The 21,578-nt window shown below is 56.8% G+C and carries 21 protein-coding genes, 1 pseudogene and 1 riboswitch; of the genes and pseudogenes, 8 read left to right on the plus strand and 14 right to left on the minus strand.

What is annotated here, in order from left to right:
- Positions 1 to 135: 135 nt before the first annotated feature.
- Genes ureG through ABLU88_RS10200 form a run of 7 tightly spaced genes read right to left on the minus strand, consistent with a single transcriptional unit; the run spans position 136 to position 5,082 of the window.
- Positions 136 to 753, minus strand: a complete 618-nt coding sequence (ureG, locus tag ABLU88_RS10170) for an urease accessory protein UreG (RefSeq protein ID WP_004105899.1) — start codon at positions 751 to 753, stop codon at positions 136 to 138.
- 8 nt (positions 754 to 761) lie between these two features.
- The gene (locus ABLU88_RS10175; RefSeq protein ID WP_275050679.1) at positions 762 to 1,436 is read right to left on the minus strand and encodes an urease accessory protein UreF; all 675 of its coding nucleotides are present in this window, start codon (positions 1,434 to 1,436) and stop codon (positions 762 to 764) included.
- Positions 1,437 to 1,910 carry an urease accessory protein UreE gene (ureE, locus tag ABLU88_RS10180; RefSeq protein ID WP_014226894.1) on the minus strand — a complete coding sequence of 158 codons (474 nt, stop codon included), beginning with the start codon at positions 1,908 to 1,910 and terminating at the stop codon, positions 1,437 to 1,439.
- A 9-nt stretch (positions 1,911 to 1,919) separates the two neighbouring features.
- Positions 1,920 to 3,623, minus strand: a complete 1,704-nt coding sequence (gene ureC / locus ABLU88_RS10185; protein ID WP_014839580.1) for an urease subunit alpha — start codon at positions 3,621 to 3,623, stop codon at positions 1,920 to 1,922.
- On the minus strand, positions 3,616 to 3,936 hold the full coding sequence (locus ABLU88_RS10190) for an urease subunit beta (protein ID WP_014226892.1): 321 nt from the start codon (positions 3,934 to 3,936) through the stop codon (positions 3,616 to 3,618). The genes ureC and ABLU88_RS10190 overlap by 8 nt, the downstream gene beginning before the upstream one ends.
- A gap of 9 nt (positions 3,937 to 3,945) precedes the next feature.
- Positions 3,946 to 4,248, minus strand: a complete 303-nt coding sequence (locus ABLU88_RS10195) for an urease subunit gamma (protein ID WP_014226891.1) — start codon at positions 4,246 to 4,248, stop codon at positions 3,946 to 3,948.
- Positions 4,249 to 4,257: 9 nt separating this feature from the next.
- Positions 4,258 to 5,082 carry an urease accessory protein UreD gene (locus ABLU88_RS10200; RefSeq protein WP_275050680.1) on the minus strand — a complete coding sequence of 275 codons (825 nt, stop codon included), beginning with the start codon at positions 5,080 to 5,082 and terminating at the stop codon, positions 4,258 to 4,260.
- On the opposite strand from ABLU88_RS10200, the pseudogene ABLU88_RS10205 reads away from it, so the two are divergent.
- Positions 5,072 to 5,155: pseudogene (locus ABLU88_RS10205) on the plus strand (short-chain dehydrogenase); the annotation flags it as partial. The gene ABLU88_RS10200 and the pseudogene ABLU88_RS10205 overlap by 11 nt on opposite strands.
- Positions 5,156 to 5,252: 97 nt before the next feature.
- On the opposite strand, the gene plsY reads toward ABLU88_RS10205, so the two are convergent.
- Positions 5,253 to 5,873: a glycerol-3-phosphate 1-O-acyltransferase PlsY gene (gene plsY, locus ABLU88_RS10210; RefSeq protein ID WP_004854283.1), complete on the minus strand. Its 621-nt coding sequence runs from the start codon at positions 5,871 to 5,873 to the stop codon at positions 5,253 to 5,255.
- Between the two features lie 221 nt (positions 5,874 to 6,094).
- Between plsY and folB the strand changes: the two genes are divergently transcribed.
- Positions 6,095 to 6,478 (plus strand): bifunctional dihydroneopterin aldolase/7,8-dihydroneopterin epimerase, encoded by a 384-nt coding sequence (gene folB / locus ABLU88_RS10215; RefSeq protein WP_014226889.1) that lies wholly within the window; start codon positions 6,095 to 6,097, stop codon positions 6,476 to 6,478.
- Between the two features lie 203 nt (positions 6,479 to 6,681).
- Positions 6,682 to 7,503: an undecaprenyl-diphosphate phosphatase gene (gene bacA, locus ABLU88_RS10220; protein ID WP_004854277.1), complete on the plus strand. Its 822-nt coding sequence runs from the start codon at positions 6,682 to 6,684 to the stop codon at positions 7,501 to 7,503.
- A gap of 10 nt (positions 7,504 to 7,513) precedes the next feature.
- Here bacA and ABLU88_RS10225 read toward each other — a convergent pair whose 3' ends face one another.
- Together ABLU88_RS10225 and ABLU88_RS10230 are read right to left on the minus strand one after the other, a co-directional pair.
- Entirely contained in the window at positions 7,514 to 8,755 is a 1,242-nt protein-coding gene (locus tag ABLU88_RS10225) for a multifunctional CCA addition/repair protein (protein WP_014226887.1), read from the minus strand.
- Between the two features lie 60 nt (positions 8,756 to 8,815).
- Entirely contained in the window at positions 8,816 to 9,436 is a 621-nt protein-coding gene (locus ABLU88_RS10230; RefSeq protein WP_014226886.1) for a TIGR04211 family SH3 domain-containing protein, read from the minus strand.
- Between the two features lie 214 nt (positions 9,437 to 9,650).
- On the opposite strand from ABLU88_RS10230, the gene ABLU88_RS10235 reads away from it, so the two are divergent.
- From ABLU88_RS10235 to glgS, 4 genes are all read left to right on the plus strand, one after another.
- Positions 9,651 to 10,949, plus strand: a complete 1,299-nt coding sequence (locus tag ABLU88_RS10235) for an inorganic triphosphatase (RefSeq protein ID WP_014226885.1) — start codon at positions 9,651 to 9,653, stop codon at positions 10,947 to 10,949.
- 23 nt (positions 10,950 to 10,972) lie between these two features.
- Positions 10,973 to 13,807, plus strand: a complete 2,835-nt coding sequence (gene glnE / locus ABLU88_RS10240; protein ID WP_064375098.1) for a bifunctional [glutamate--ammonia ligase]-adenylyl-L-tyrosine phosphorylase/[glutamate--ammonia-ligase] adenylyltransferase — start codon at positions 10,973 to 10,975, stop codon at positions 13,805 to 13,807.
- A 58-nt stretch (positions 13,808 to 13,865) separates the two neighbouring features.
- Entirely contained in the window at positions 13,866 to 15,299 is a 1,434-nt protein-coding gene (gene hldE / locus ABLU88_RS10245; protein ID WP_014226884.1) for a bifunctional D-glycero-beta-D-manno-heptose-7-phosphate kinase/D-glycero-beta-D-manno-heptose 1-phosphate adenylyltransferase HldE, read from the plus strand.
- Between the two features lie 273 nt (positions 15,300 to 15,572).
- On the plus strand, positions 15,573 to 15,782 hold the full coding sequence (gene glgS, locus ABLU88_RS10250) for a cell surface composition regulator GlgS (protein ID WP_004854266.1): 210 nt from the start codon (positions 15,573 to 15,575) through the stop codon (positions 15,780 to 15,782).
- A gap of 53 nt (positions 15,783 to 15,835) precedes the next feature.
- Here glgS and ubiK read toward each other — a convergent pair whose 3' ends face one another.
- Positions 15,836 to 16,108 carry a ubiquinone biosynthesis accessory factor UbiK gene (gene ubiK, locus ABLU88_RS10255; RefSeq protein WP_025105914.1) on the minus strand — a complete coding sequence of 91 codons (273 nt, stop codon included), beginning with the start codon at positions 16,106 to 16,108 and terminating at the stop codon, positions 15,836 to 15,838.
- Between the two features lie 120 nt (positions 16,109 to 16,228).
- Positions 16,229 to 16,380, plus strand: a riboswitch (FMN riboswitch).
- 105 nt (positions 16,381 to 16,485) lie between these two features.
- Between ubiK and ribB the strand changes: the two genes are divergently transcribed.
- Positions 16,486 to 17,139 carry a 3,4-dihydroxy-2-butanone-4-phosphate synthase gene (gene ribB, locus ABLU88_RS10260; protein WP_004854262.1) on the plus strand — a complete coding sequence of 218 codons (654 nt, stop codon included), beginning with the start codon at positions 16,486 to 16,488 and terminating at the stop codon, positions 17,137 to 17,139.
- An 85-nt stretch (positions 17,140 to 17,224) separates the two neighbouring features.
- On the opposite strand, the gene ABLU88_RS10265 is transcribed toward ribB, so the two are convergent.
- The 3 genes from ABLU88_RS10265 to ABLU88_RS10275 are packed head-to-tail and all read right to left on the minus strand — an operon-like array spanning position 17,225 to position 21,463.
- Complete coding sequence (locus tag ABLU88_RS10265) at positions 17,225 to 18,277, minus strand: pilus assembly protein (RefSeq protein ID WP_025105915.1); 1,053 nt, start codon at positions 18,275 to 18,277, stop codon at positions 17,225 to 17,227.
- Between the two features lie 2 nt (positions 18,278 to 18,279).
- Positions 18,280 to 19,017, minus strand: coding sequence for a molecular chaperone (locus ABLU88_RS10270; protein ID WP_224266182.1), 738 nt, complete (start codon positions 19,015 to 19,017; stop codon positions 18,280 to 18,282).
- 13 nt (positions 19,018 to 19,030) lie between these two features.
- Entirely contained in the window at positions 19,031 to 21,463 is a 2,433-nt protein-coding gene (locus ABLU88_RS10275; protein ID WP_213221616.1) for a fimbria/pilus outer membrane usher protein, read from the minus strand.
- Positions 21,464 to 21,578 lie beyond the last annotated feature (115 nt).

The following is a 21,578-nucleotide window of genomic DNA, read 5'->3' on the forward strand; positions in this document are numbered from 1 at the left end:
TTAGGCATGACTGGAATTAGCAAACCTTATGCCACATCGCAGGGCAGGCGCTATCAGGGCTTCATGAAGGGGATGGTTAAAGAGAGGGCAGGGTATGCACCATCCCGACACCTCTGCGCCGGGATGGTGCAGGGGTTACTTGCCGAGCATGCCTTTGTCTTCGATAAAGGCGATGATATTTTGCAGGCCGTCGCCGCTTTTCAGGTTGGTGAAGCTCCACGGGCGTTCGCCGCGCATGCGCAGGGTATCGCGCTCCATCACTTCCAGAGACGCGCCCACGTACGGTGCAAGATCGGTTTTGTTGATCACCAGGAAGTCGGATTTGGTGATCCCCGGTCCGCCTTTGCGCGGGATTTTTTCCCCTTCCGCCACGTCGATGACGTAGATGGTGAGATCCGCCAGCTCCGGGCTGAAGGTGGCGCTCAGATTATCGCCGCCGCTTTCTACAAAGATGAGATCGAGATTGCCGAATTTCTCGCTCAGCGCTTCCACCGCGGCAAGGTTCATCGACGCATCTTCCCGAATAGCGGTATGCGGGCAGCCGCCGGTTTCGACGCCGACAATTCGTTCAGGCTCCAGGGCGCCAGCCTCGGTGAGAATGCGCTGATCTTCTTTGGTGTAGATATCGTTGGTCACCACCGCCAGCTGCCAGGTGTCGCGCATGGCTTTGCAGAGGGCTTCCAGCAGCGCGGTTTTTCCGGAGCCGACCGGGCCGCCGACGCCGACGCGCAGCGGTTGCTTAATCATGTTCATACCTTCTCCTAAGAACGGAATAATCGGGAATACTGGGTTTCGTGCCGGGCGGAAGCGATAGCCGCAAGCGGCGTCGCCGAACCGATGGCGTCGTCCGGGGTCGCCAGGGCGCTGTCCATGTCCGCCGCGTAGCGGTCGCACAGGCGAAGAATCAACTGCTGGGCCGCCTGCTGGCCAAAGGGCACCAGCTTGACGCCCGCCATCACCGCGCTTTCAATCCAGCTATAGCCAAGGCTCAGGGCCAGGTCAGGAATGGCGATTTGCCAGCGTACGCCGAGCCACGCCATGCCGGTTAGCTGACTTTGCTGGCACAGCTTGCGCCACTCGGGCGGGCACTCCGGCTGCCAGTCGGCCAGCAGCCGGGTGAAGGCCGCGCCGCGGTTGCGCTCTTCATCGCGCAGCTCGCGGGTTTCCCGGCAGGCGAGCAGATAAGCGGTCCAGCGCCGGGCGCAGGCCAGATCGCCCGCTTCGCAGGCCCGGTAGAGGCGGGCAAACAGCGGCAGGTCGACGGTAAAAAAGCTCTGCTCCATTTGGCGCAGCTGCCAGCGCTCAAAGGCGGCGGTATCCGCTACCCAGCCTGCTTCCACCGCCCACTCCAGCCCCTGGGACCAGCTGTAGCCGCCAACCGGGAGGCTGCTGCTGGCAAGCTGCATCAAGCGCAGACGTTTTTCCGGCGTCGGCATTTAGTGGCTGTGCTCACGATCGTGATGGTGGTGGTGATGGCCGTGCGATTCGCTGGCGTAGGCGCCGGCTTCAGGTTCAAACGGCAGATGCGCGAAATCCACGGCCAGGCCAAACTGGCGCAGCATATCGTCCAGGACGTGATCGTGATGATAGCGCAGCTCGCCGGGCATAATCTGTAGCGGCACGTGGCGATTGCCAAGGTGATAGCAGGCCTTCGCCAGCATAAAAGGATCGGCGCAGCGTACGACCGAAACGGCTTCATCAGCGGCGATCACTTCAATGAATTCGCTACCGTTTTCGTTACTGAGAATGTCGCCGCCGCGCAGCAGCAGACCGCGCGGCAGCAGCAGGCCCGCCTGACGGCCATCGTTAAGCGTGACTTTAATGCGGCTTTTTACCCGCACGTCAATCGGTAGGGTAACGCTGGCCGTGGCCTGCGCCGGGGTCTCCACCCGTTGGGTCAAATAAAGCATTTGCGCTCCTTAAAACAGGAAATAACGTTGCGCCATCGGTAACACATCCGCCGGTTCGCTGGTTATCAGTTCGCCGTCGATGCGCACCTCGTAGGTTTGCGAATCCACGGTAATAGTGGGCAGCAGGCCGTTGTGGTGCATATCGCCTTTTTGTACCGTGCGGCAGCCTTTAACCACCGCCGTCGCGCTGTGCAGGTTCAGCCGTTCAGCGACGCCGTTTTCCGCCGCCGCCTGCGACAGAAAGGTCAAACGGCAGCGGTGGCGAGCGCTGCCCAGCGCGCCGAACATCGGGCGATAGTGCACCGGCTGCGGCGTCGGGATAGAGGCGTTGATGTCGCCCATCGGCGCCATCGCGATCATGCCGCCTTTGACGATCGTCGCCGGCTTCACGCCGAAGAACGCCGGGGACCACAGCACCAGATCCGCCAGTTTACCCACTTCAATCGAACCGACTTCATGGGCGATACCGTGGGTTAACGCCGGATTAATGGTGTACTTGGCGATATAGCGCTTCACGCGGAAGTTGTCGTTATCGCCGCTCTCTTCCGCCAGCGGGCCGCGCTGGACCTTCATCCGGTGCGCTACCTGCCAGGTGCGCAACACCACTTCGCCGACGCGGCCCATCGCCTGTGAATCAGACGAGGTAAGGGAGAAGGCGCCCAGATCGTGCAGGACGTCTTCCGCGGCAATGGTTTCCCGCCGAATGCGCGATTCGGCAAACGCCACGTCCTCGGCGATATCCGGGTCGAGATGATGGCAAACCATCAGCATATCCAGATGTTCGTCAATGGTGTTGACGGTATAGGGCAGCGTCGGGTTGGTTGACGAGGGCAGAATATTGGGGTGCGCGCAGGCGGTAATAATATCCGGCGCATGGCCGCCGCCCGCCCCTTCGGTATGGAAAGTATGGATAGTGCGCCCGCCGATGGCCGCCAGGGTATCCTCAACGAATCCGGACTCATTGAGGGTGTCGCTGTGCAGCGCGACCTGCACGTCCATTTCGTCGGCCACCGTCAGCGCGCAGTCGATTGCCGCCGGGGTCGCGCCCCAGTCTTCGTGAATCTTCAGGCCGATAACCCCGGCCGCGACCTGCTCACGCAGCGCATCCGGATTCGAACCATTGCCTTTACCCAGCAGGCCAATATTGACCGGCAGGCTGTCCGCGGCCTGCAGCATCCGCGAGATGTACCACGGCCCGGGCGTGCAGGTCGTGGCGTTGGTGCCCGCCGCCGGGCCGGTCCCGCCGCCGATCATGGTGGTGACGCCGGAGACCAGCGCCTCTTCCGCCTGCTGCGGACAGATCCAGTGAATATGCGTATCGACGCCGCCGGCGGTGACGATCTTGCCTTCCGCCGCAATAATTTCCGTGGCCGCGCCGATCGGGATCGTGACGTTGGGCTGAATATCCGGGTTGCCGGCTTTGCCGATCGCGAAGATCCGCCCGTCTTTGACGCCGATATCGGCTTTGACGATCCCCCAGTAATCGACGATCAGGGCATTGGTCAGCACCAGATCCACGCACCCGGCGGAAAGCATCTGTCCCTGGCCCATACCGTCGCGGATCACTTTGCCACCGCCGAATTTGACCTCTTCACCGTAGGTGGTCAAATCATCTTCGACCTCGATCCACAGCTCGGTATCCGCCAGGCGAACTTTATCGCCGGTGGTGGGGCCGAACATGTCGGCATAGGCCTGACGTGAAATGTCACTCATCGTTTGCCTCCAGCGCACCCATAACGTCTCCGCGGAAACCGTACACCGCGCGGGTTCCGGCCAGCGCCACCAGCTCCACCTCGCGCTTTTGGCCCGGTTCGAAGCGCACTGCGGTGCCGGCGGCGATATTCAGGCGATAGCCGGTCGCCTGCTGGCGATCGAACTTCAGCGCCGGGTTGACCTCGGCGAAGTGGTAATGCGAGCCGACCTGAATCGGCCGGTCGCCGTGATTTTCAACGATAATGCAGCAGGTGGCGCGGCCGACGTTAATCGCTATCTGGCCGGGTTTTACCTGATATTCTCCTGGGATCATCGCGCTACCTCAGATTATCGGGTTATGGACGGTAACCAGCTTCGAGCCGTCCGGGAAGGTGGCTTCGACCTGGATATCGGGGATCATTTCCGGCACGCCTTCCATGACCTGGTCGCGGCTCAGGACGTGGCGTCCCTCTTCCATCAGCTCGGCGACGCTTCTGCCATCGCGCGCGCCTTCCATAATAAAGGCGCTAATCAGGGCCACGGATTCGGGATAGTTGAGCTTCAGGCCGCGGGCCAGGCGACGCTCCGCCACCAGCGCGGCCGTAAACAGCAACAGCTTGTCTTTTTCTCTGGGTGTCAGTTCCATAGCGTTCTCTTAAGTCAGCCAGATTCGGGGGAGTACCGGAGATTTGCCGGTCAGGTGCGGGCGCATAAATTGCCAGATATCGCGCATCGCCCGCTGGCAAAGCAGATTATCGTCACTTAGAAAGCGTACCGTCAGCAGGCCGTCGGTGAGCGTCGCGCCGGCGTAGTTTGCCAGCGGCGTAAGTTTTTCGCGTACGCCTTCGAGCAGCGTTTCGTTCGCCGGGTAGAACAGCATCGTTCCCACCCACGGCTGCTGCGCGACGCAGGCCAGCTGTCCATCGGCCAGGCTCAGGCGCTCAATCAGCAGCGGAGAGCCGTCGATCCACACCTCCAGGCGATTGGCGAGCGCGCCGTGGCTAAAGGCTTCGCCGATGACCGGCCGGCCAAGGCACAGCAGGTCCCACGCCAGCAGCGTGCTGGAGGCGGCGAGATGAAAGGCGGTAGACAAAGCGGCGTTGGCGCCGGGAAAGAAGATCGCGTCCTGCGGCAGCCACTCGAGCGTTGAGTTTTCCGCCAGCGTCAGGGTTTGCTGAAGACGCGCCTGCGCGCCGCTGCTGCGATAGAACTTGCTGGCGCCGGGCATGGTGATCAGGGTGTGGCACCCGGGATCCATCGTCGCGCTAATGGTGAGCTCATCGCCGCCGACGATACCGCCGGGCGGATGAAGCAGATAGAGGTGGCAGGTCTCTTCTTCGGGATAAAACGGGCGCTGAACGGTGAGGGGACCGACATGACGACGGGAGGCGAGCGTGGTTTTCCCGCCGAGAAATTGAAACTGGAGGTCCAGCGAGGCCTGCCAGCCTTTTTTATTCTGTGGTAACACGGTGCCGTGCAATGTCGCGCCCCTGCAAAATCAAGATAAAACAGCAGCGAAGAGTATTGATCGGGGGCCAATCATCCCGGTCATATGAAAAGCTTATGCCCGTCATACTTCGAGCCGCAGCCGCGTTGGTTCACCTTAATCACCTGGGGCTTACTTGCCGCGAAGTTGCGGCGCAGCAAAGGTTATTTCTGCTCCGGCGTTTTTTTCTTCTTTTTGAGCCGGGTCCAGATGCGGGTTTCCTGACGACGCCACAGACGCTGTATGTTGTCGTGATGGCGCAGCAGAATCAGGCATGACAGCATCGAAACCGGGAAAGTGTACTGCGGTTTGAACCACCAGACATAGAACGGAGCAATCAGCGCGCTCACGATAGCCCCCAGCGAGGAGTAGCCGCTGAGCAGAATCGTCAGCAGCCAGGTTCCGGCCATCACGCCGGTGAGATCCCAGCCGATAGGAGCAATGGCGCCGAAAGCGGTGGCCACGCCTTTACCGCCGCGAAAGTTAAAAAATACCGGCCAGATATGGCCCACGCAGGCGGCGATCGCCACCAGGCCGAGCCAGAACGGCGTCAGGCCTAACGCCCACGCGCCCCAGACCGGCAGCATGCCTTTCAGTACGTCAAAAATAAGCACCGCTACGGCTGCGCCCTTGCCGCCAATTCGCAGGACGTTCGTCGCCCCTGGATTGCCGGAGCCGCTGTCGCGAGGATCGGGAAGGCCAGCGAGGCGGCAAACGAGAATGGCGCTGGAGATTGAGCCGCAGAGGTAGGCGAGGATAACCAGTCCAGGCGCGATTGCACTCATCAGCTGTTCCATTTTGAAAGTGTCGTTTTATCCCCTGCGCACTGCGCGTTGTCCGCGCATTGGCTCGCCGGGACCCATAGCGACGCTATGCTCCTGGAGCCTTGCCGCGTCGCTGTCTTCCTGCAACGCAAATTATTTAGGGGATGTCTTTGCATCTGTGGATAATACGCATAATTGGCCGGAAGTGGTATCCGGTTTAGCCAAAAAGCAGGCAGGTCGTGATGGATATTGTATTTATAGAGCAACTTTCGGTAATCACCACAATTGGTGTTTACGACTGGGAACAGACCATCGAACAGAAGCTGGTGTTCGATATCGAAATGGCGTGGGATAACCGCAAAGCGGCGGCCAGCGATGATGTCAGCGATTGTCTCAGCTATGCTGATATCAGCGAGCTGGTAATCAGCCACGTCGAAGGCGGGCGTTTTGCGCTGGTGGAACGCGTGGCGGAAGAAATTGCCGACCTGCTGCTGGAAAAGTTTCAATCTCCATGGGTACGTATTAAAGTCAGCAAACCTGGGGCGGTAGCCAGGGCGGCTAACGTCGGCGTCATTATTGAACGTGGCCTTAATCTGAAACAAAACTTTTCAGGTCATACTCGTTAAACAAATTGCGTTTATACCGGTCATAGAATCCGGCCATCAGGCTATTTTCTTTGCCGTTTTGCCCTGTGACAGCGCTCGAAATCCTTGCGTACAACCTGTACGCTCACTTTTCTGCGCGCTGTCTGTGGCCAAATAAGCACGCCTGATAGCTCGGTTCTTCGTTCCTGGTTTTTTTCATTTTACTTTTTAAAGGGTTTAATTGGATGAGCGATATACACTCGCTGCTGATAGCGGCAATATTGGGTGTGGTTGAGGGTTTGACAGAATTTTTACCTGTCTCCAGTACTGGTCATATGATTATTGTCGGTCATCTGCTGGGTTTTGAAGGCGATACCGCGAATACGTTTGAAGTCGTCATTCAGCTTGGTTCCATTCTGGCCGTTGTGGTGATGTTCTGGCGCCGCCTGTTTGGTCTTATCGGCATTCATTTTGGCAAAAAGCCCGAGCATGAAGGCCAGGGCAGCGGTCGCCTGTCGCTTATCCATATTCTTTTGGGGATGATCCCGGCGGTGGTGCTGGGGCTGATTTTCCACGATACCATCAAGTCGCTGTTTAACCCGATAAACGTGATGTATGCGCTGATTGTGGGCGGCGTGCTGCTGATCGCGGCGGAGGTGCTGAAGCCGAAACAGCCGCGCGCGGTGGGCATTGATGATATGACCTATCGTCAGGCATTCGTCATCGGCTGCTTCCAGTGTCTGGCGCTGTGGCCGGGCTTCTCGCGTTCCGGGGCGACGATTTCCGGCGGGATGCTGATGGGCGTCAGCCGCTATGCGGCCTCTGAGTTCTCGTTCCTGCTGGCGGTGCCGATGATGATGGGCGCAACCGTACTGGATATGTACAAGAGCATTGGCTTTCTGAACGCCGGCGATATTCCGATGTTTGCCGTCGGTTTTATCACGGCATTTATCGTCGCGCTGATTGCGATTAAAACCTTCCTGCAGCTGATTAAACGTATTTCGTTTATCCCGTTCGCCATCTACCGTTTTATCGTTGCGGCAGCGGTCTACGTGGTCTTCTTCTAAGCGCCCGCCCTCAGTCCCGCGGCTGAGGGCAACGCTTTTCTTTCCAGCGAGCGACGGCCTGAATCCGCCGACGCGTCAGCTCTTCACGAATTTCAACGCCCTGAAAACCTTCCGCCACCACCTCTTTAGTTGAAACCGACCGGGCAACGTCCCAGGCTTCCAGCAGCAGGCGACCCTGCGGATAATCGCAGGCTTCAAAGCCGGTGCGCCCGCGCACGTCGGCCTCGCTGGTTAACGCGATTTGCCTGACACGATGCGGCTTGCGCCAGGCGTCGATATTATCGAACAGCTTGACCAGCGTTTTCGGCTGCAGGATGGGCAGGGTATGAATCAGATCGTGAAATTCGGCGACCAGTTTTGCCAGGTCGCGCAGCTCGTTTGGCACCCGCAAACGGGCGCAGAGCTGCTCGACCAGCTTAACGCCAGCCGGACCGTGACCATGATGGCGCGGCCAGAGCGCTTTCGGCGTCAGCCCTTTCCCGAGGTCGTGGCATAGGGTGGCAAAACGGACATCCACTTCGGGCGAGAGCATCGCCGCCATGGTGACGGTCATCAGCGTGTGCAGGCCAGTGTCGATTTCCGGGTGCCATTTAGCCGGGGCCGGTACGCCATAAAGAGCGTCGACTTCCGGGAACAGCACCTTGAGCGCGCGGCAGTCGCGTAATGTCTGGAAGAAGACCTGCGGATTGCGGGTAGATAGGGCGCTTTCCGTCTCTTTCCACACCCGCTCGGGCGTGAGGTGCGCCAGCTCGCCAGCATCGGCCATCGCCCGCATCAGCGCCATGGTTTCATCGGCGATACGGAACCCCAGATGCGCGTAGCGGGCGGCAAAACGCGCCACGCGCAGGACGCGTAGCGGGTCCTCGCTAAAGGCGGGCGAGACGTGGCGCAGCAGGCGCTGGCGTAAATCAGCCTGGCCGCCGTAGGGATCGATAATCTGGCCGTCGGCGTCCTGGGCCAGCGCGTTGATCGTCAGATCGCGGCGCAGCAGGTCTTGCTCAAGGGTAACGTCAGCGGCGGCATAGCAGGTAAAGCCGGTGTAGCCGGAGCCGGACTTGCGCTCGGTGCGCGCCAGAGCATACTCTTCGCGGCTTTGCGGATGCAGGAACACGGGAAAATCACGGCCTACCTGCTGGTAGCCCGCGTCGAGAAGTTGCTGAGGCGTGGCGCCAACCACGACCCAATCTTTGTCTTTAACCGGTAGCCTTAATAACGCATCTCGTACTGCACCACCGACCAGATAAACCTTCACGCCTCACTCTCCCGTCTTTATTTTCTTACGATGATACGTAAGTCTGGCAGAGAAGACGAATTAGTTCATCCAGCGGTCTTTGCGTTTGCGGCTCGGTACCAGGTGCGGCAACACCAGTCCGAGGATCAGGCCGACGCCCAGCACGCCGCCGCCGTACATAAACCACTGCATGATAATGGTGCGCTGTTTGTCATCAAGCTGCAGATTTGCGGCGTTTACCTTTTTCTGCGCGACAACCAGCTCATTTTTCAGCTTTTGGTTCTCTTCTTTCAGACCGTTTATCACGGCGTCGCTACCGGCGACTTTCTTCTGCATGTCCGCCGTGCGCTGATTCCAGGTGGTGTCGATGTTGTTGAGTTTGTCGGTCAGGGTTTTGACCTGGTTTTCCAGATCCGGCACGCGGGTGCGCAGGCTGGGCTCGTTGCTCAGCTCTTTTAAGGGGATCCAGGCGGTACGGCCGCTGTTGTCGCGTACCTGAGCATAGTTCGTGCTGTCGTTGGTTTGCAGCACCGCGACTTCTTCACCGGCGTTGATGGTGCCCACGAGACGATAGTTATCGCCCGGACCGCTGCGCACCCAGGTATTCAGTTCATCTGAAACGTAACGTTTTTCTTCCGCGTGGACCGCCGTGGCGGCGCTCAGCGCCAGCAAAGTCAATGTAATAAGGCGTAATTTTGGCATCAGGTCATCGTTTGGTCATAAAAAGTTGAACGATAGTAGTGGCATCGCCGAAGCGACGCAAAGTTTTCCGCCACAATCGGAATCATCCAGGAGGTGGCCCGGCAAAATGCGCATTGCATGGCGATTCGCCGCAAAATACTATTTACTGACAAGAAATATCGTTGTTAGTTCGCCGCAATTTCCCGGCACAGCATATAAGCGGAAGAATTCAGTCATGGCTCAAGAAATCGAATTAAAGTTTATCGTCGCTCAGGATGGCGTTGACGCGCTGCGTCAGCACCTCAACGCGCTGGAGGCAAAGCATACGCCAGCGGGTCAATTGCTGAATATTTACTATGAAACGGCGGATAACTGGCTGCGCCGCCACGACATGGGGCTGCGCATTCGCGGCGACCAGGGGCGCTATGAAATGACGCTGAAAATTGCCGGGCGCGTCGTCGGCGGCCTGCATCAGCGTCCGGAATACAACATTCCTCTGGACACCCCGGAGCTGGCGCTGGAGAAACTGCCGGCTGAGGTCTGGCCGCAGGGGGAACTGCCGGCGGCGCTCGCACAGAACGTACAGCCGCTTTTCAGCACCGATTTTGAGCGTGAAAGATGGGTGGTCAAAGAAGGCGACAGCGAAATTGAAATCGCGCTTGACCGCGGCGAAGTTAAAGCCGGCGAGCATCAGGAACCGATTTGTGAACTGGAGCTGGAACTGCTGTCCGGTACTACCCAGGACATTCTGACCCTTGCCCGTCGCCTGCTGGATACCGGCGTACTGCGTCAGGGCAGCCTGAGCAAGGCGGCGCGCGGTTATCATCTGGCGCAGGGCAATGAAGAACGTCCGCTGACCGCGTTAACGATCCTTCGCGTCGCGCCGAAGGCCAGCGTCGAGCAGGGTCTGGAAGCGGCGCTGGAAAGCGCGCTGGCGCACTGGCTGTATCATGATGAACTCCTCAATCGCGGCAATGCAAAAGCGAAAGCGGAGATTTTGCACGCTATCGCCCGCGTGCGGCACGCGCTGGTGCTGTTTGGCGGTATTGTCCCGCGCAAGGCCACCACGCTGCTGCGTGAGCGTCTGAGCGAAGCTGAGGCGGCGCTGGCGGAGGCCGAAACCGCCCAGGCGGCGCTTTTCAGCGTGGCGACCGTCAGAGCCAAGCTGACGCTCACCGATCTGTTGATAAACCGCGGCTGGCGTCCCTTCCTGAACGCAGCCGGAGAGCAGAAAATTGCCGGTTCGTTTAAACGCTTCGCGGATATTCAGCTCTCCAGAGCGGCGGCGGAGCTGAAAAACGCCTTCCGCCAGCCGTCCGCTGACGGTTATGTCGATCAGCTTCCGCGCCTGACCCGTGAAATTGACACCGTTCAGCTGCTATCCGGCGCTTATATCGACGCTGCCGCGCCGTGGCTGGAAAACTGGCAAGAAACCCGCCGGGCGATTGCGCATAACGACAGCAGCGTTATCGAATATTTTCGTCGCCAGGCGCTGGCCGCGGAGCCGTTCTGGCTGCATAGTGGAAAACGATAATTTCAGGCCAGGGAGCCCCTAAGATGCCGCTTTCTTCGCAATTACAGCAGCACTGGCAGACGGTCGTAGGCCGGCTACCAGCGGATTTTCCCGTATCGACGTTGAGCGATCGGGCGCAATCGGTCATGGCCTTTAGCGATTTCGTCGAACAGAGTCTGATCGCGCAGCCGCAGTGGCTGGCAGAGCTTGAAAGTGCGCCTCCCGAGGCGCAGGAGTGGCATCACTATGCCGACTGGCTGCAGGTTCGCCTGGCCGAGGTCAATGATGAAGCCGCGCTGATGCGCGAGCTGCGCCAGTTTCGCCGTCGGATCATGGTGCGTATCGCCTGGGCCCAGGCGCTATCGCTGGTCAGCGAAGAGAGCAGCCTGCAGCAGCTAAGCGCGCTGGCGGAGACCTTAATCGTCGCCGCGCGCGACTGGCTATACGCCGCCTGCTGCCGTGAATGGGGCACTCCGTGTAATGCTGAAGGTACGCCGCAGCCGCTGCTGATCCTCGGGATGGGCAAGCTCGGCGGCGGCGAGCTGAATTTCTCCTCCGACATCGATCTGATTTTCGCCTGGCCGGAGCATGGCGCCACGCGCGGCGGCCGTCGCGAGCTGGACAACGCCCAGTTTTTTACCCGCCTCGGGCAGCGCCTGATTAAGGTGCTGGATCAGCCCACCCAGGATGGCTTTGTCTACCGCGTGGATATGCGCCTGCGCCCGTTTGGCGACAGCGGCCCGCTGGTGCTGAGCTTTGCCGCGCTGGAGGATTATTACCAGGAGCAGGGGCGCGACTGGGAGCGCTACGCGATGGTGAAAGCGCGAATCATGGGCGATAACGATGGCGTTTACGCCAGCGAACTGCGCGCCATGCTGCGGCCGTTTGTCTTCCGCCGCTATATTGATTTCAGCGTGATTCAGTCTCTGCGCAACATGAAGGGAATGATCGCCCGTGAGGTGCGCCGTCGGGGACTGAAGGACAATATCAAGCTCGGCGCGGGCGGCATCCGCGAAGTGGAGTTTATCGTCCAGGTCTTCCAGCTGATTCGCGGCGGACGCGAACCGATGCTGCAACAGCGGGCTTTGCTGCCGACGCTGGCCGCTATCGAAGAGCTGCACCTGCTGCCGGAAGGGGATGCGCAGAGGCTGCGCGAAGCCTATCTGTTTTTGCGTCGCCTGGAAAACCTGCTGCAAAGCATCAACGACGAGCAGACGCAAACCCTGCCGCAGGATGAACTTAATCGCGCCCGGCTGGCCTGGGGGATGGGGGCTGCCGACTGGGATACGCTCAGCGCGCGGCTGGCGGAGCAGATGGCCAACGTGCGGCGCGTGTTTAATGAATTGATCGGCGACGATGAAACCCAGTCGCCGGATGAACAGCTTGAAGAGTACTGGCGCGAACTGTGGCAGGACGCGCTGCAGGAGGATGATACCAGCCCGGCGCTGGCGCATCTCGCCGACAGCGATCGCCGCAGCGTGCTGGCGCTGATCGCCGATTTTCGTAAAGAGCTGGACCGGCGCACGATTGGCCCGCGCGGCCGTCAGGTGCTCGACCAGCTCATGCCGCATCTGCTCAGCGAAATCTGCTCGCGCGCGGATGCCCCGGTGCCGCTGGCGCGCATTACGCCGCTGCTCACCGGGATTGTCACCCGCACCACTTACCTGGAGCTGCTGAGCGAATTCCCCGGCGCGTTAAAGCACCTGATTAGCCTGTGCGCGGCATCGCCGATGGTCGCCAGCCAGCTGGCTCGCCATCCGCTGCTGCTGGACGAGCTGCTGGACCCGAATACGCTTTATCAGCCAACGGCCACCGATGCCTATCGCGATGAACTGCGCCAGTATCTGCTGCGCGTACCGGAAGATGATGAAGAGCAGCAGCTGGAGGCGCTACGCCAGTTTAAGCAGGCGCAGCTGCTGCATATCGCCGCGGCCGATATCGCCGGAACTCTGCCGGTGATGAAAGTGAGCGATCACTTAACCTGGCTGGCGGAGGCGATGATTGACGCGGTGGTCCAGCAGGCCTGGCTGCAGATGGTGGCCCGCTACGGGCAGCCGACGCACCTGCACGATCGCCAGGGGCGCGGTTTTGCGGTGGTTGGCTACGGTAAGCTGGGGGGCTGGGAGCTGGGCTACAGTTCCGATCTCGATCTGGTGTTCCTCCACGATTGTCCGATGGAGGTGATGACCGACGGCGAGCGCGAAATCGACGGTCGTCAGTTTTATCTGCGGCTGGCGCAGCGCATCATGCATCTTTTCAGCACTCGCACCTCGTCGGGCATTCTGTACGAAGTGGACGCTCGCTTACGTCCTTCTGGTGCGGCGGGCATGCTGGTGACCACCGCCGATGCCTTTGCTGATTATCAACAAAATGAGGCATGGACCTGGGAGCATCAGGCGCTGGTTCGCGCCCGCGTAGTGTATGGCGATCCTGAGCTACAGGCGCGCTTTGACGCCATTCGTCGGGATATTCTTACTACCCCGCGAGAAGGCGAAAAACTGCAGACCGAAGTGCGGGAAATGCGCGAAAAAATGCGCGCTCACCTGGGGAATAAGCATCACGATCGCTTTGATATTAAAGCCGATGCCGGGGGTATCACGGATATTGAATTTATTACCCAGTATCTGGTCCTACGCTATGCCAGTGATAAACCGAAGCTCACGCGCTGGTCCGATAACGTCCGTATTCTGGAACTGCTGGCGCAGAACGACATTATGGACGAGGCAGAGGCGAGGGCGTTAACTCACGCTTACACCACGCTGCGCGATGCGCTCCATCACCTGGCGCTGCAGGAGCAGCCGGGGAACGTGGCGCCAGAAGCGTTTAGCCAGGAGCGTGAACAGGTCAGCGCCAGCTGGCAGAAGTGGTTGATGGCTTAACTAAAAAACCGGGTGTGCTATTATCGCGCGCAAAGTTTGCGTCTCGCAGGAGAGAGGAATGAAAGTAACGCTGCCAGAGTTTGAACGTGCAGGAGTGTTGGTGGTTGGCGATGTGATGCTGGACCGCTACTGGTATGGTCCCACCAGCCGTATTTCGCCGGAAGCGCCGGTGCCGGTGGTGAAGGTGGAAAATATCGAAGAACGTCCTGGCGGCGCGGCAAACGTGGCGATGAACATTGCGTCGCTCGGCGCGACCTCTCGTCTGGTTGGCCTGACCGGGATTGACGATGCCGCCCGCGCGTTAAGCAAGGCGCTGGCCGACGTCAACGTGAAGTGCGACTTTGTGTCCGTCCCGACCCATCCGACGATTACCAAACTGCGCGTGCTGTCGCGCAACCAGCAGCTGATTCGTCTCGATTTTGAAGAGGGTTTCTCCGGCGTCGATCCGCAGCCGATGCACGAGCGTATTCAGCAGGCGCTGAGCTCCATTGGCGCGCTGGTACTGTCTGATTACGCCAAAGGCGCGCTGACCAGCGTCCAGACCATGATTAAGCTGGCTCGCGACGCGGGCGTTCCGGTGCTTATCGACCCGAAGGGCACGGATTTTGAACGCTATCGCGGCGCCACCCTGCTGACGCCTAACCTCTCAGAATTTGAGGCGGTCGCGGGTAAATGTAAGGATGAAGAAGAGATCGTTGAGCGTGGGATGAAAATCATCGCCGATTTTGACCTCTCGGCGCTGCTGGTGACCCGTTCCGAGCAGGGGATGACGCTGCTGCAGCCGGGGCGACCGCCGCTGCATATGCCCACTCAGGCCCAGGAAGTCTATGATGTTACCGGTGCGGGTGATACGGTCATCGGCGTGCTGGCGGCGACGCTGGCCTCCGGCAATACTCTGGAAGAGGCCTGCTACTTTGCCAACGCGGCGGCGGGCGTCGTGGTCGGTAAACTCGGTACCTCTACCGTTTCGCCTATCGAACTGGAGAACGCGGTGCGCGGGCGCTCCGAGACCGGTTTTGGCGTGATGAGCGAAGAAGAGCTGAAGCTGGCGGTTGCCGCGGCGCGCAAGCGCGGCGAGAAAGTGGTGATGACCAACGGCGTGTTCGACATTTTACACGCGGGCCATGTTTCCTACCTGGCTAACGCGCGCAAGCTGGGCGATCGGCTGATCGTTGCGGTGAACAGCGACGCGTCAACCCGGCGTCTGAAAGGCGACTCTCGCCCGGTCAACCCGCTGGATCAGCGGATGATCGTGCTGGGCGCGCTGGAAGCTGTCGATTGGGTGGTCTCTTTTGAAGAGGATACCCCGCAGCGTCTGATTGCCGGAATTCTGCCGGATCTGCTGGTAAAAGGCGGCGACTATAAGCCGGAACAGATCGCCGGTAGCGAAGAAGTCTGGGCAAACGGCGGCGAGGTGCTGGTGCTCAACTTTGAAGATGGCTGCTCGACGACCAACATCATCAAGAAGATCCAGAAAGATAACAAACAGTAATGTTTTCTCTTCGCACCGTAGCGGCGGTATGTCCGGAATTACCGCGCTAACCGAGGCGTCACCGGCGATAACGCTGCAAAACAGGACAAAAGAGGCCCGCGATCGCCTAATCGCGGGCCTCTTTTTATTTAATGACGGCATAAATGATTTGGCTCAACAAATCGCCATTTGAGGCGCATTTTTCGTACAAAAAAAGCTAAGGTAAGGATAAATACTGAAGTCAGTAAAAAGCATATGACCAATCAGAACACCAACGGCTGAAGGAGTATGCGTATGAAGAAAAACGATATGTATTTAATGAAGAATTTTGATTTTCTGGCCCAGAGCTTCGCCAGAATGAACGCACAAGGTCAGCCCGTCGATCTTCAGGCCATTGTTGGTAATATGGATGAAGCGCATCGCGAATGGTTTTGTCAACGCTATGAACTTTACTGCCGCCAGGCGAATAAAACCATGACGCCAGAAGCGGAGCTGGAGCACTAATCTACTTACCGCAGTACAGATACGACAACGGGCCTGACGGCCCGTTGCTTGTTTTACGGCTTCTCTTCGACGTCCGGCGCGCTCGGCGAACGGTTTTCCAGATCGTTAAGACGCTGCTCCAGAAGCGCCAGCTTTTCACGCGTGCGCAACAGCACCTGCGTCTGCACGTCGAACTCTTCGCGGCTTACCAGGTCCAGGCGAGTTAACTGCGACTGGAGCACCTGACGGATTTTTTTCTCCACGTCTTCCCCCAGATCGCGGAGCCCCTTCGGCATTGATTCATGAACCTGACGGGCGATTTGTTCAATTTTTTTCGGGTCAATCATGGTGGTTTCCTGCTCTGGTCGGTTATCCGCTCATTGTAGTGCGATCGTCGGCGCCTATAAACCATAAATGTTTGAAGCTTATGCATTGCCGACGATAGTCAATAGCGTTATAGTTGCTTTGCTTATTCTCAGGGCGGGGCGAAATTCCCCACCGGCGGTAAATCAACCATAGCGTTGAAAGCCCGCGAGCGCTTTCTGCGAATGCAGAAAGGTCAGCAGATCCGGTGTAATTCCGGGGCCGACGGTTAGAGTCCGGATGGGAGAGAGTAACGGCTCAGCCGGGTTTGTACCCGCTTGCGTTGACTTTTGCCGCTAAACCGGCGCTCCTAAGACTGCCCTGATTCTGGTAACCATACAATTAATGAGGTTTTTTTACCATGAATCAGACGCTACTTTCCTCTTTTGGTACCGCTTTTGAACGTGTAGAACGTGCTCTGGATGCACTGCGCGAAGGCCGCGGTGTGATGGTGCTTGACGATGAAGACCGTGAAAACGAAGGCGATATGATTTTCGCCGCTGAAACCATGACCGTTGAGCAGATGGCGCTGACCATTCGCCACGGCAGCGGCATTGTCTGCCTGTGCCTGACGGAAGATCGCCGTAAACAGCTCGACCTGCCAATGATGGTTGAGAACAACACCAGCGCCTACGGTACCGGTTTTACCGTGACCATCGAAGCCGCTGAAGGCGTGACCACCGGCGTTTCCGCCGCTGACCGCGTGACCACCGTGCGCGCGGCAATTGCCGATGGCGCGAAGCCGTCCGACCTGAACCGCCCTGGACACGTTTTCCCGCTGCGCGCGCAGCCGGGCGGGGTTCTGACCCGCGGCGGCCATACTGAAGCAACCATCGATCTGGTCACGCTGGCTGGCCTCAAACCGGCGGGCGTACTGTGTGAACTGACCAACGACGACGGCTCTATGGCGCGTGCGCCGCAGTGCATCGAGTTTGCTCAGCAGCACAATATGGAAGTGGTCACGATTGAAGATTTAGTGGCCTACCGTCGCGAACACGAGCGTAAAGCCAGCTGATTGCAGTCGTTGCGCTAAAAGTTGCGCTAAAAAATGAGAAAGCCGGGATATCCCGGCTTTATTGTTGAATAGTTCCAAAAGAAAGCTACTGATAGTTAATCTTTATAATCACATCTTTGCTAAAAGGGCCATCCTTGACTGAGACGGAGGGATTTTGGGTCAGCTCAGCAATATAGTTATGCGTGACGGTTGATGGTCGTCCCGGAATATAGGTAGCGAATGGCATATATTGGTTGAATATAACGTTAGTACTAGCCGTGCTATCATAGATATTCAATAGAAAGCCATTATTCATATCCAAATGAGTAATATCGTATAGGGTATCATTAGTATAGAAGCTGGTCGTGATATCGAATTGTTCAGTACAGCCTGCCGCCTGATCCCGGATGGTGGAGAGGCTGAACGTTTTTTTCAGCGCTGGCATGTCGGTTTTATAAGCATGAATGACGCCAAAATCCACTGTCTGACTTTCAGGGAAAAGCTTAACGGAAGCTGTACAGGTCAAAAACCGCACGTTATCTAATCCAGTAATATAATAACGTAAATTTTTGGCATCACTGAGCAGGTTTGCTCCCCCTTCGCCATCAAATTGCAGTACATTAATGTCACCAAAATTATAGACTGTTGAGCTATCGGGAGGAATCGCTTTAACTTTAATATACAGGCGGAAGCGGGCGTTAAAGGATACATTCTTTTGCAGTACCGAACCATTACATACCGGGTCATGATAGATATTTGGCAGCGGTTTCTGATCTATTCTATCCAGACAGGCGCCTGTCTTGATGCCTTGATTAATGCCTTCGTAATCGACACCATCGTATGTTACGCCAAAAGTAAAATAAGGATTATTGAGTACCTCACTGCTATTAAACGCCGAGAGTTTTATCCAGGCATAAAGCTCTTCCGTTGGGGCAGCGCGACTCCAGTGGGAGGCTTTATCGCAGTACACGGTAATATTAATGTCGGAACTTTCCCAAATTTTCTTGCCAGGCGTAATGTCGTTAGGAATGGTAAAGGAAGGAAGTGTAGCAATGTAAGAAAGCGCTCCTCCTTCGTTATTTTGATAGCAATTTACTGCCCATGATGGCACAGAAAACAGGCTGATTAATAACGTTAAAAAACTTAGTAGTCTTTTCATTATTATCCCTTTTTCACCGGTTCAGACTGACAGACCACTTGTACAGAATTACAGCTGACTTTAAACATATTCAGGCCGCCGTAATCGCCAATAAAGCCTACCTGGAAATTAGCCGGCAGGTCTTTAATCTCCTGCGACGCCAGGCCAAACGGTTCAGCCATCATGCTGGATGTTTTTGGCAGCAGCGTTTTGCCATTCGTGCCGATATAACCCACGGTGATAAAGTAGGGGGAGTTGTTCTTTAACGTTAACCCGCTGGCCGTTCGGCTAATATCGAATTTACCGGTCAGATTCACCTGCCCGTTCTTCACTTCGACTACCTTTGGTCGCCAGAAAATTTTAATGCGGCTCTGCATGGCAATTTGCATGACGTTTTTCTGTTCCGAGCGCGGCGGAATTTCGCGCACGTTGAAATAAAACAGCGATTCCCTGTCCGCCGGAAGCTGCGTCAACGCTGGCTGAGGAATCAGGCGAACCTGTACTTGCTCACCCGCCTCGAGGCGCACCATTGGCGGAACAGCAGTAATATAGTTTCGGGATTTTTTATTATCCTTATCCTCAATCCATGATTGGGCAAGGAAAGGGGCCGTTGTGCTCTGGTTGGTCAAGCGCACGGAGACGCTCTTATCCGACTGGTTAAGAATAATGCGGGTTCTGTCGGGCGACACGGCGGCATTAACCGCAAAGCTGGTACTCAACAAACAGAATAGTCCTTTCGCAAATGTCTTAATTTTCATCATCATTCATCCTGAATTAATGTGCGGGCTTACATGGTAAAATAATGGCCTGACCATCGAGGTTGCTATGGTTAGGCGGTGTCAAATCACACACGTTGTCGTTCCATTTTAGCGTCAGGATGCTGTTTTCCTGTATTCCGCTCAGGTATACAAAGCCGTCATCAGCGACTAAACCTATATCGCGACCGGTTGCTTTGTCGGTTACGGTCACGCCCAGCGGTGGATAGCGTCCGTCTTCCAGGCGGATGACGCCGATGATCTGATAGCCTTTGGTCGCGCTCAGGGGCATATAGCCAATAGCGCCTTCGGTCAGCGTGGTGCGGATTACCGAGTTGGTTACATCCACGCCATCCGGCAGGTTGTTGTTGTTCACCATCACCATCGCCGTTGTGTAGTTACCCACTGACGGAACCACGGAAATACCAAACATATTGGTCATACTACGATGATTGTTTACCTCAACACCGGCTATTCCATCCGCATCCACCATGACGCGAGAACTGTTGCCAGTGTTGTAATCATGTAATGCCGCACCGTAACGGGTTGCCGTGAACGAGCCGTTCCAGCCAGCGCTGAGCGAGCGATAGCTGCTTGGCTTCACGCTACCGTTTACATTCAACCGGCCATAGGGTGAATAGTGCTGATAGTATCCGCGCATGGCCGCTTCGCCATCGCCAAACTCTTTATCTGTGCCTGAAACGGACATATTCCACGGGTTATTACGATCTGAACCATCGTACCAGGTTGCCGTTTGCGTCGTTGCGTCGTCGCCATAGCGCTGCAGGCTGTACATAATATTGCGATTATTTTCCAGCGGCAGGGTGAGTGAAAAGTAATATTGATTCTCTTCATCATCATTCCAGCGCACGCGGCTCATCGCCAATGAAGCTGAAATATTTTTAAACGCACCAATATCAAAGCTCCGGCTCAGAGAAAACGAGTAGTTCGTATTGGTTTCACTGTTCCAGTAGGTATTACGTGTGACACTCAGATAGGTATTTAGCTCCAGCGGCGCAACGAACTGATTAAAGGAGAGCACATAGCTCTCTTTCTCATTGGAGCTGGAGTCGGAGCCATCGCGCGAGCTGATATATTCGCTCATCGTGACGTACTCTTTATCTGAGAACCGGTAACCCGCGAAGGTTACCTGACTGTTTGTTTCTTCAAAACGTTTGGCATAGTTAGCGCGATAGCTGAAGCCGCGCTGTTTACCTTGATCGTCATTACGTAGATTAGCCTCGGCGCGGGTAATATCAAGGGAGAATGAGCCAAAACGGTTAAGGTTAAAGCCAACCCCACCGGTTGCCGCCTGATAGTCATCGGCGGTGACGATAGCGCCGCCGTAGAGAGAAACATCACTCAACCAGCCCCAGGAAGCCTCCCCGGTCCAGAAAAGGGGGTTATTCACATCATTGTGGGTCGTTGATGTGGGTTTACCCACTGAACTTTTATAACGTACCTGCCCTTTACGCGTCAGGTAAGGGATAGAGGCGGAACCAACCTGGAACGTACTTTTGCGTCCGTCTTCTTCCTCGATCGTGACATCCAGCTGCCCCTGCAAGGTTGTGCCCAGATCGGCGATGGTGAATGGCCCGGGGGAGACGGTCGTTTGATAGAGCGTGCGGCTGTTTTGCGTAACGGTGACTTTAGCGTTGGTCTGCGCGATGCCGCTTATTTGCGGCGCATAGCCGCGTAAATCCGGCGGCAGCATTTGTTCATCACTTTCCAGAGAGGCGCCGGTAAAGTGAAAAGTATCGTAGAGGCCTGAGCTCAGGTCGTACTGGCCCATCGTGAATTTTGACGCCAGGGACGGAATCGGGCGGAATAAATAGGTACGCGGCAGGCTGCTGCTGGTACCCGTTGATTTCCGCTCAGTAAACGATTGATCGTACTGATAATCGCTACGTAAGCGCCATGCACCGAGGTTGAAACCCAGTGTGCCATATGAGTTGACGCTCTGGTTGCTGTCGCCGTGGCTCGGCGTGTACTGGCTGGCGTAAAGGTTATAATCCAGCATAAGCCCCGCGATACCGTCGTCCCAGTACTCCGGCGGCGTCCAGTTTTTAGCCTGATATTTCATCCATGCCTGGGGTACGGTTAACGTCAGTACCATGTTCGCTTTATCCAGACGAATAATCAGCTCTGGCTGATGGCTGAGATCGAGACAGCCTTTTTGATTCCACATTTGTAGCGGTTCAATAAACGCATCGGCAAAGCCGAACTCTGCCAGGCGCTCTTTAGTGAGGCAAAGCTGAGATCCGCTTTCGTTATCAGCTTTTATCCACTCCAGGTGATAGGCTTTTGGTAAGGTATTTTTGTTGATCTGTACGCGTGCTACATAGGTGCCGACAGGAATATAGCCTTTTTTTTCAAATTGCGAGAGATCGATGTTTTTCCTGTCCTCAGCATCAATCATATCGGTATTGAATTCTATTGCATAAAGCGGCATTGATAGTGATGCGGTAAAACATACTGAGCAAAGGGTATGCTTTATTAAAAGGAATAACTTTCCTGGCATTAAACCGCTATGAATAATAGTGCGCATAAAATCCGTTTCTTTTAAT

The sequence above is a fragment of the Klebsiella sp. GW_Kp182 genome (assembly GCF_040062275.1).
Lineage (GTDB): Bacteria > Pseudomonadota > Gammaproteobacteria > Enterobacterales > Enterobacteriaceae > Klebsiella > Klebsiella michiganensis.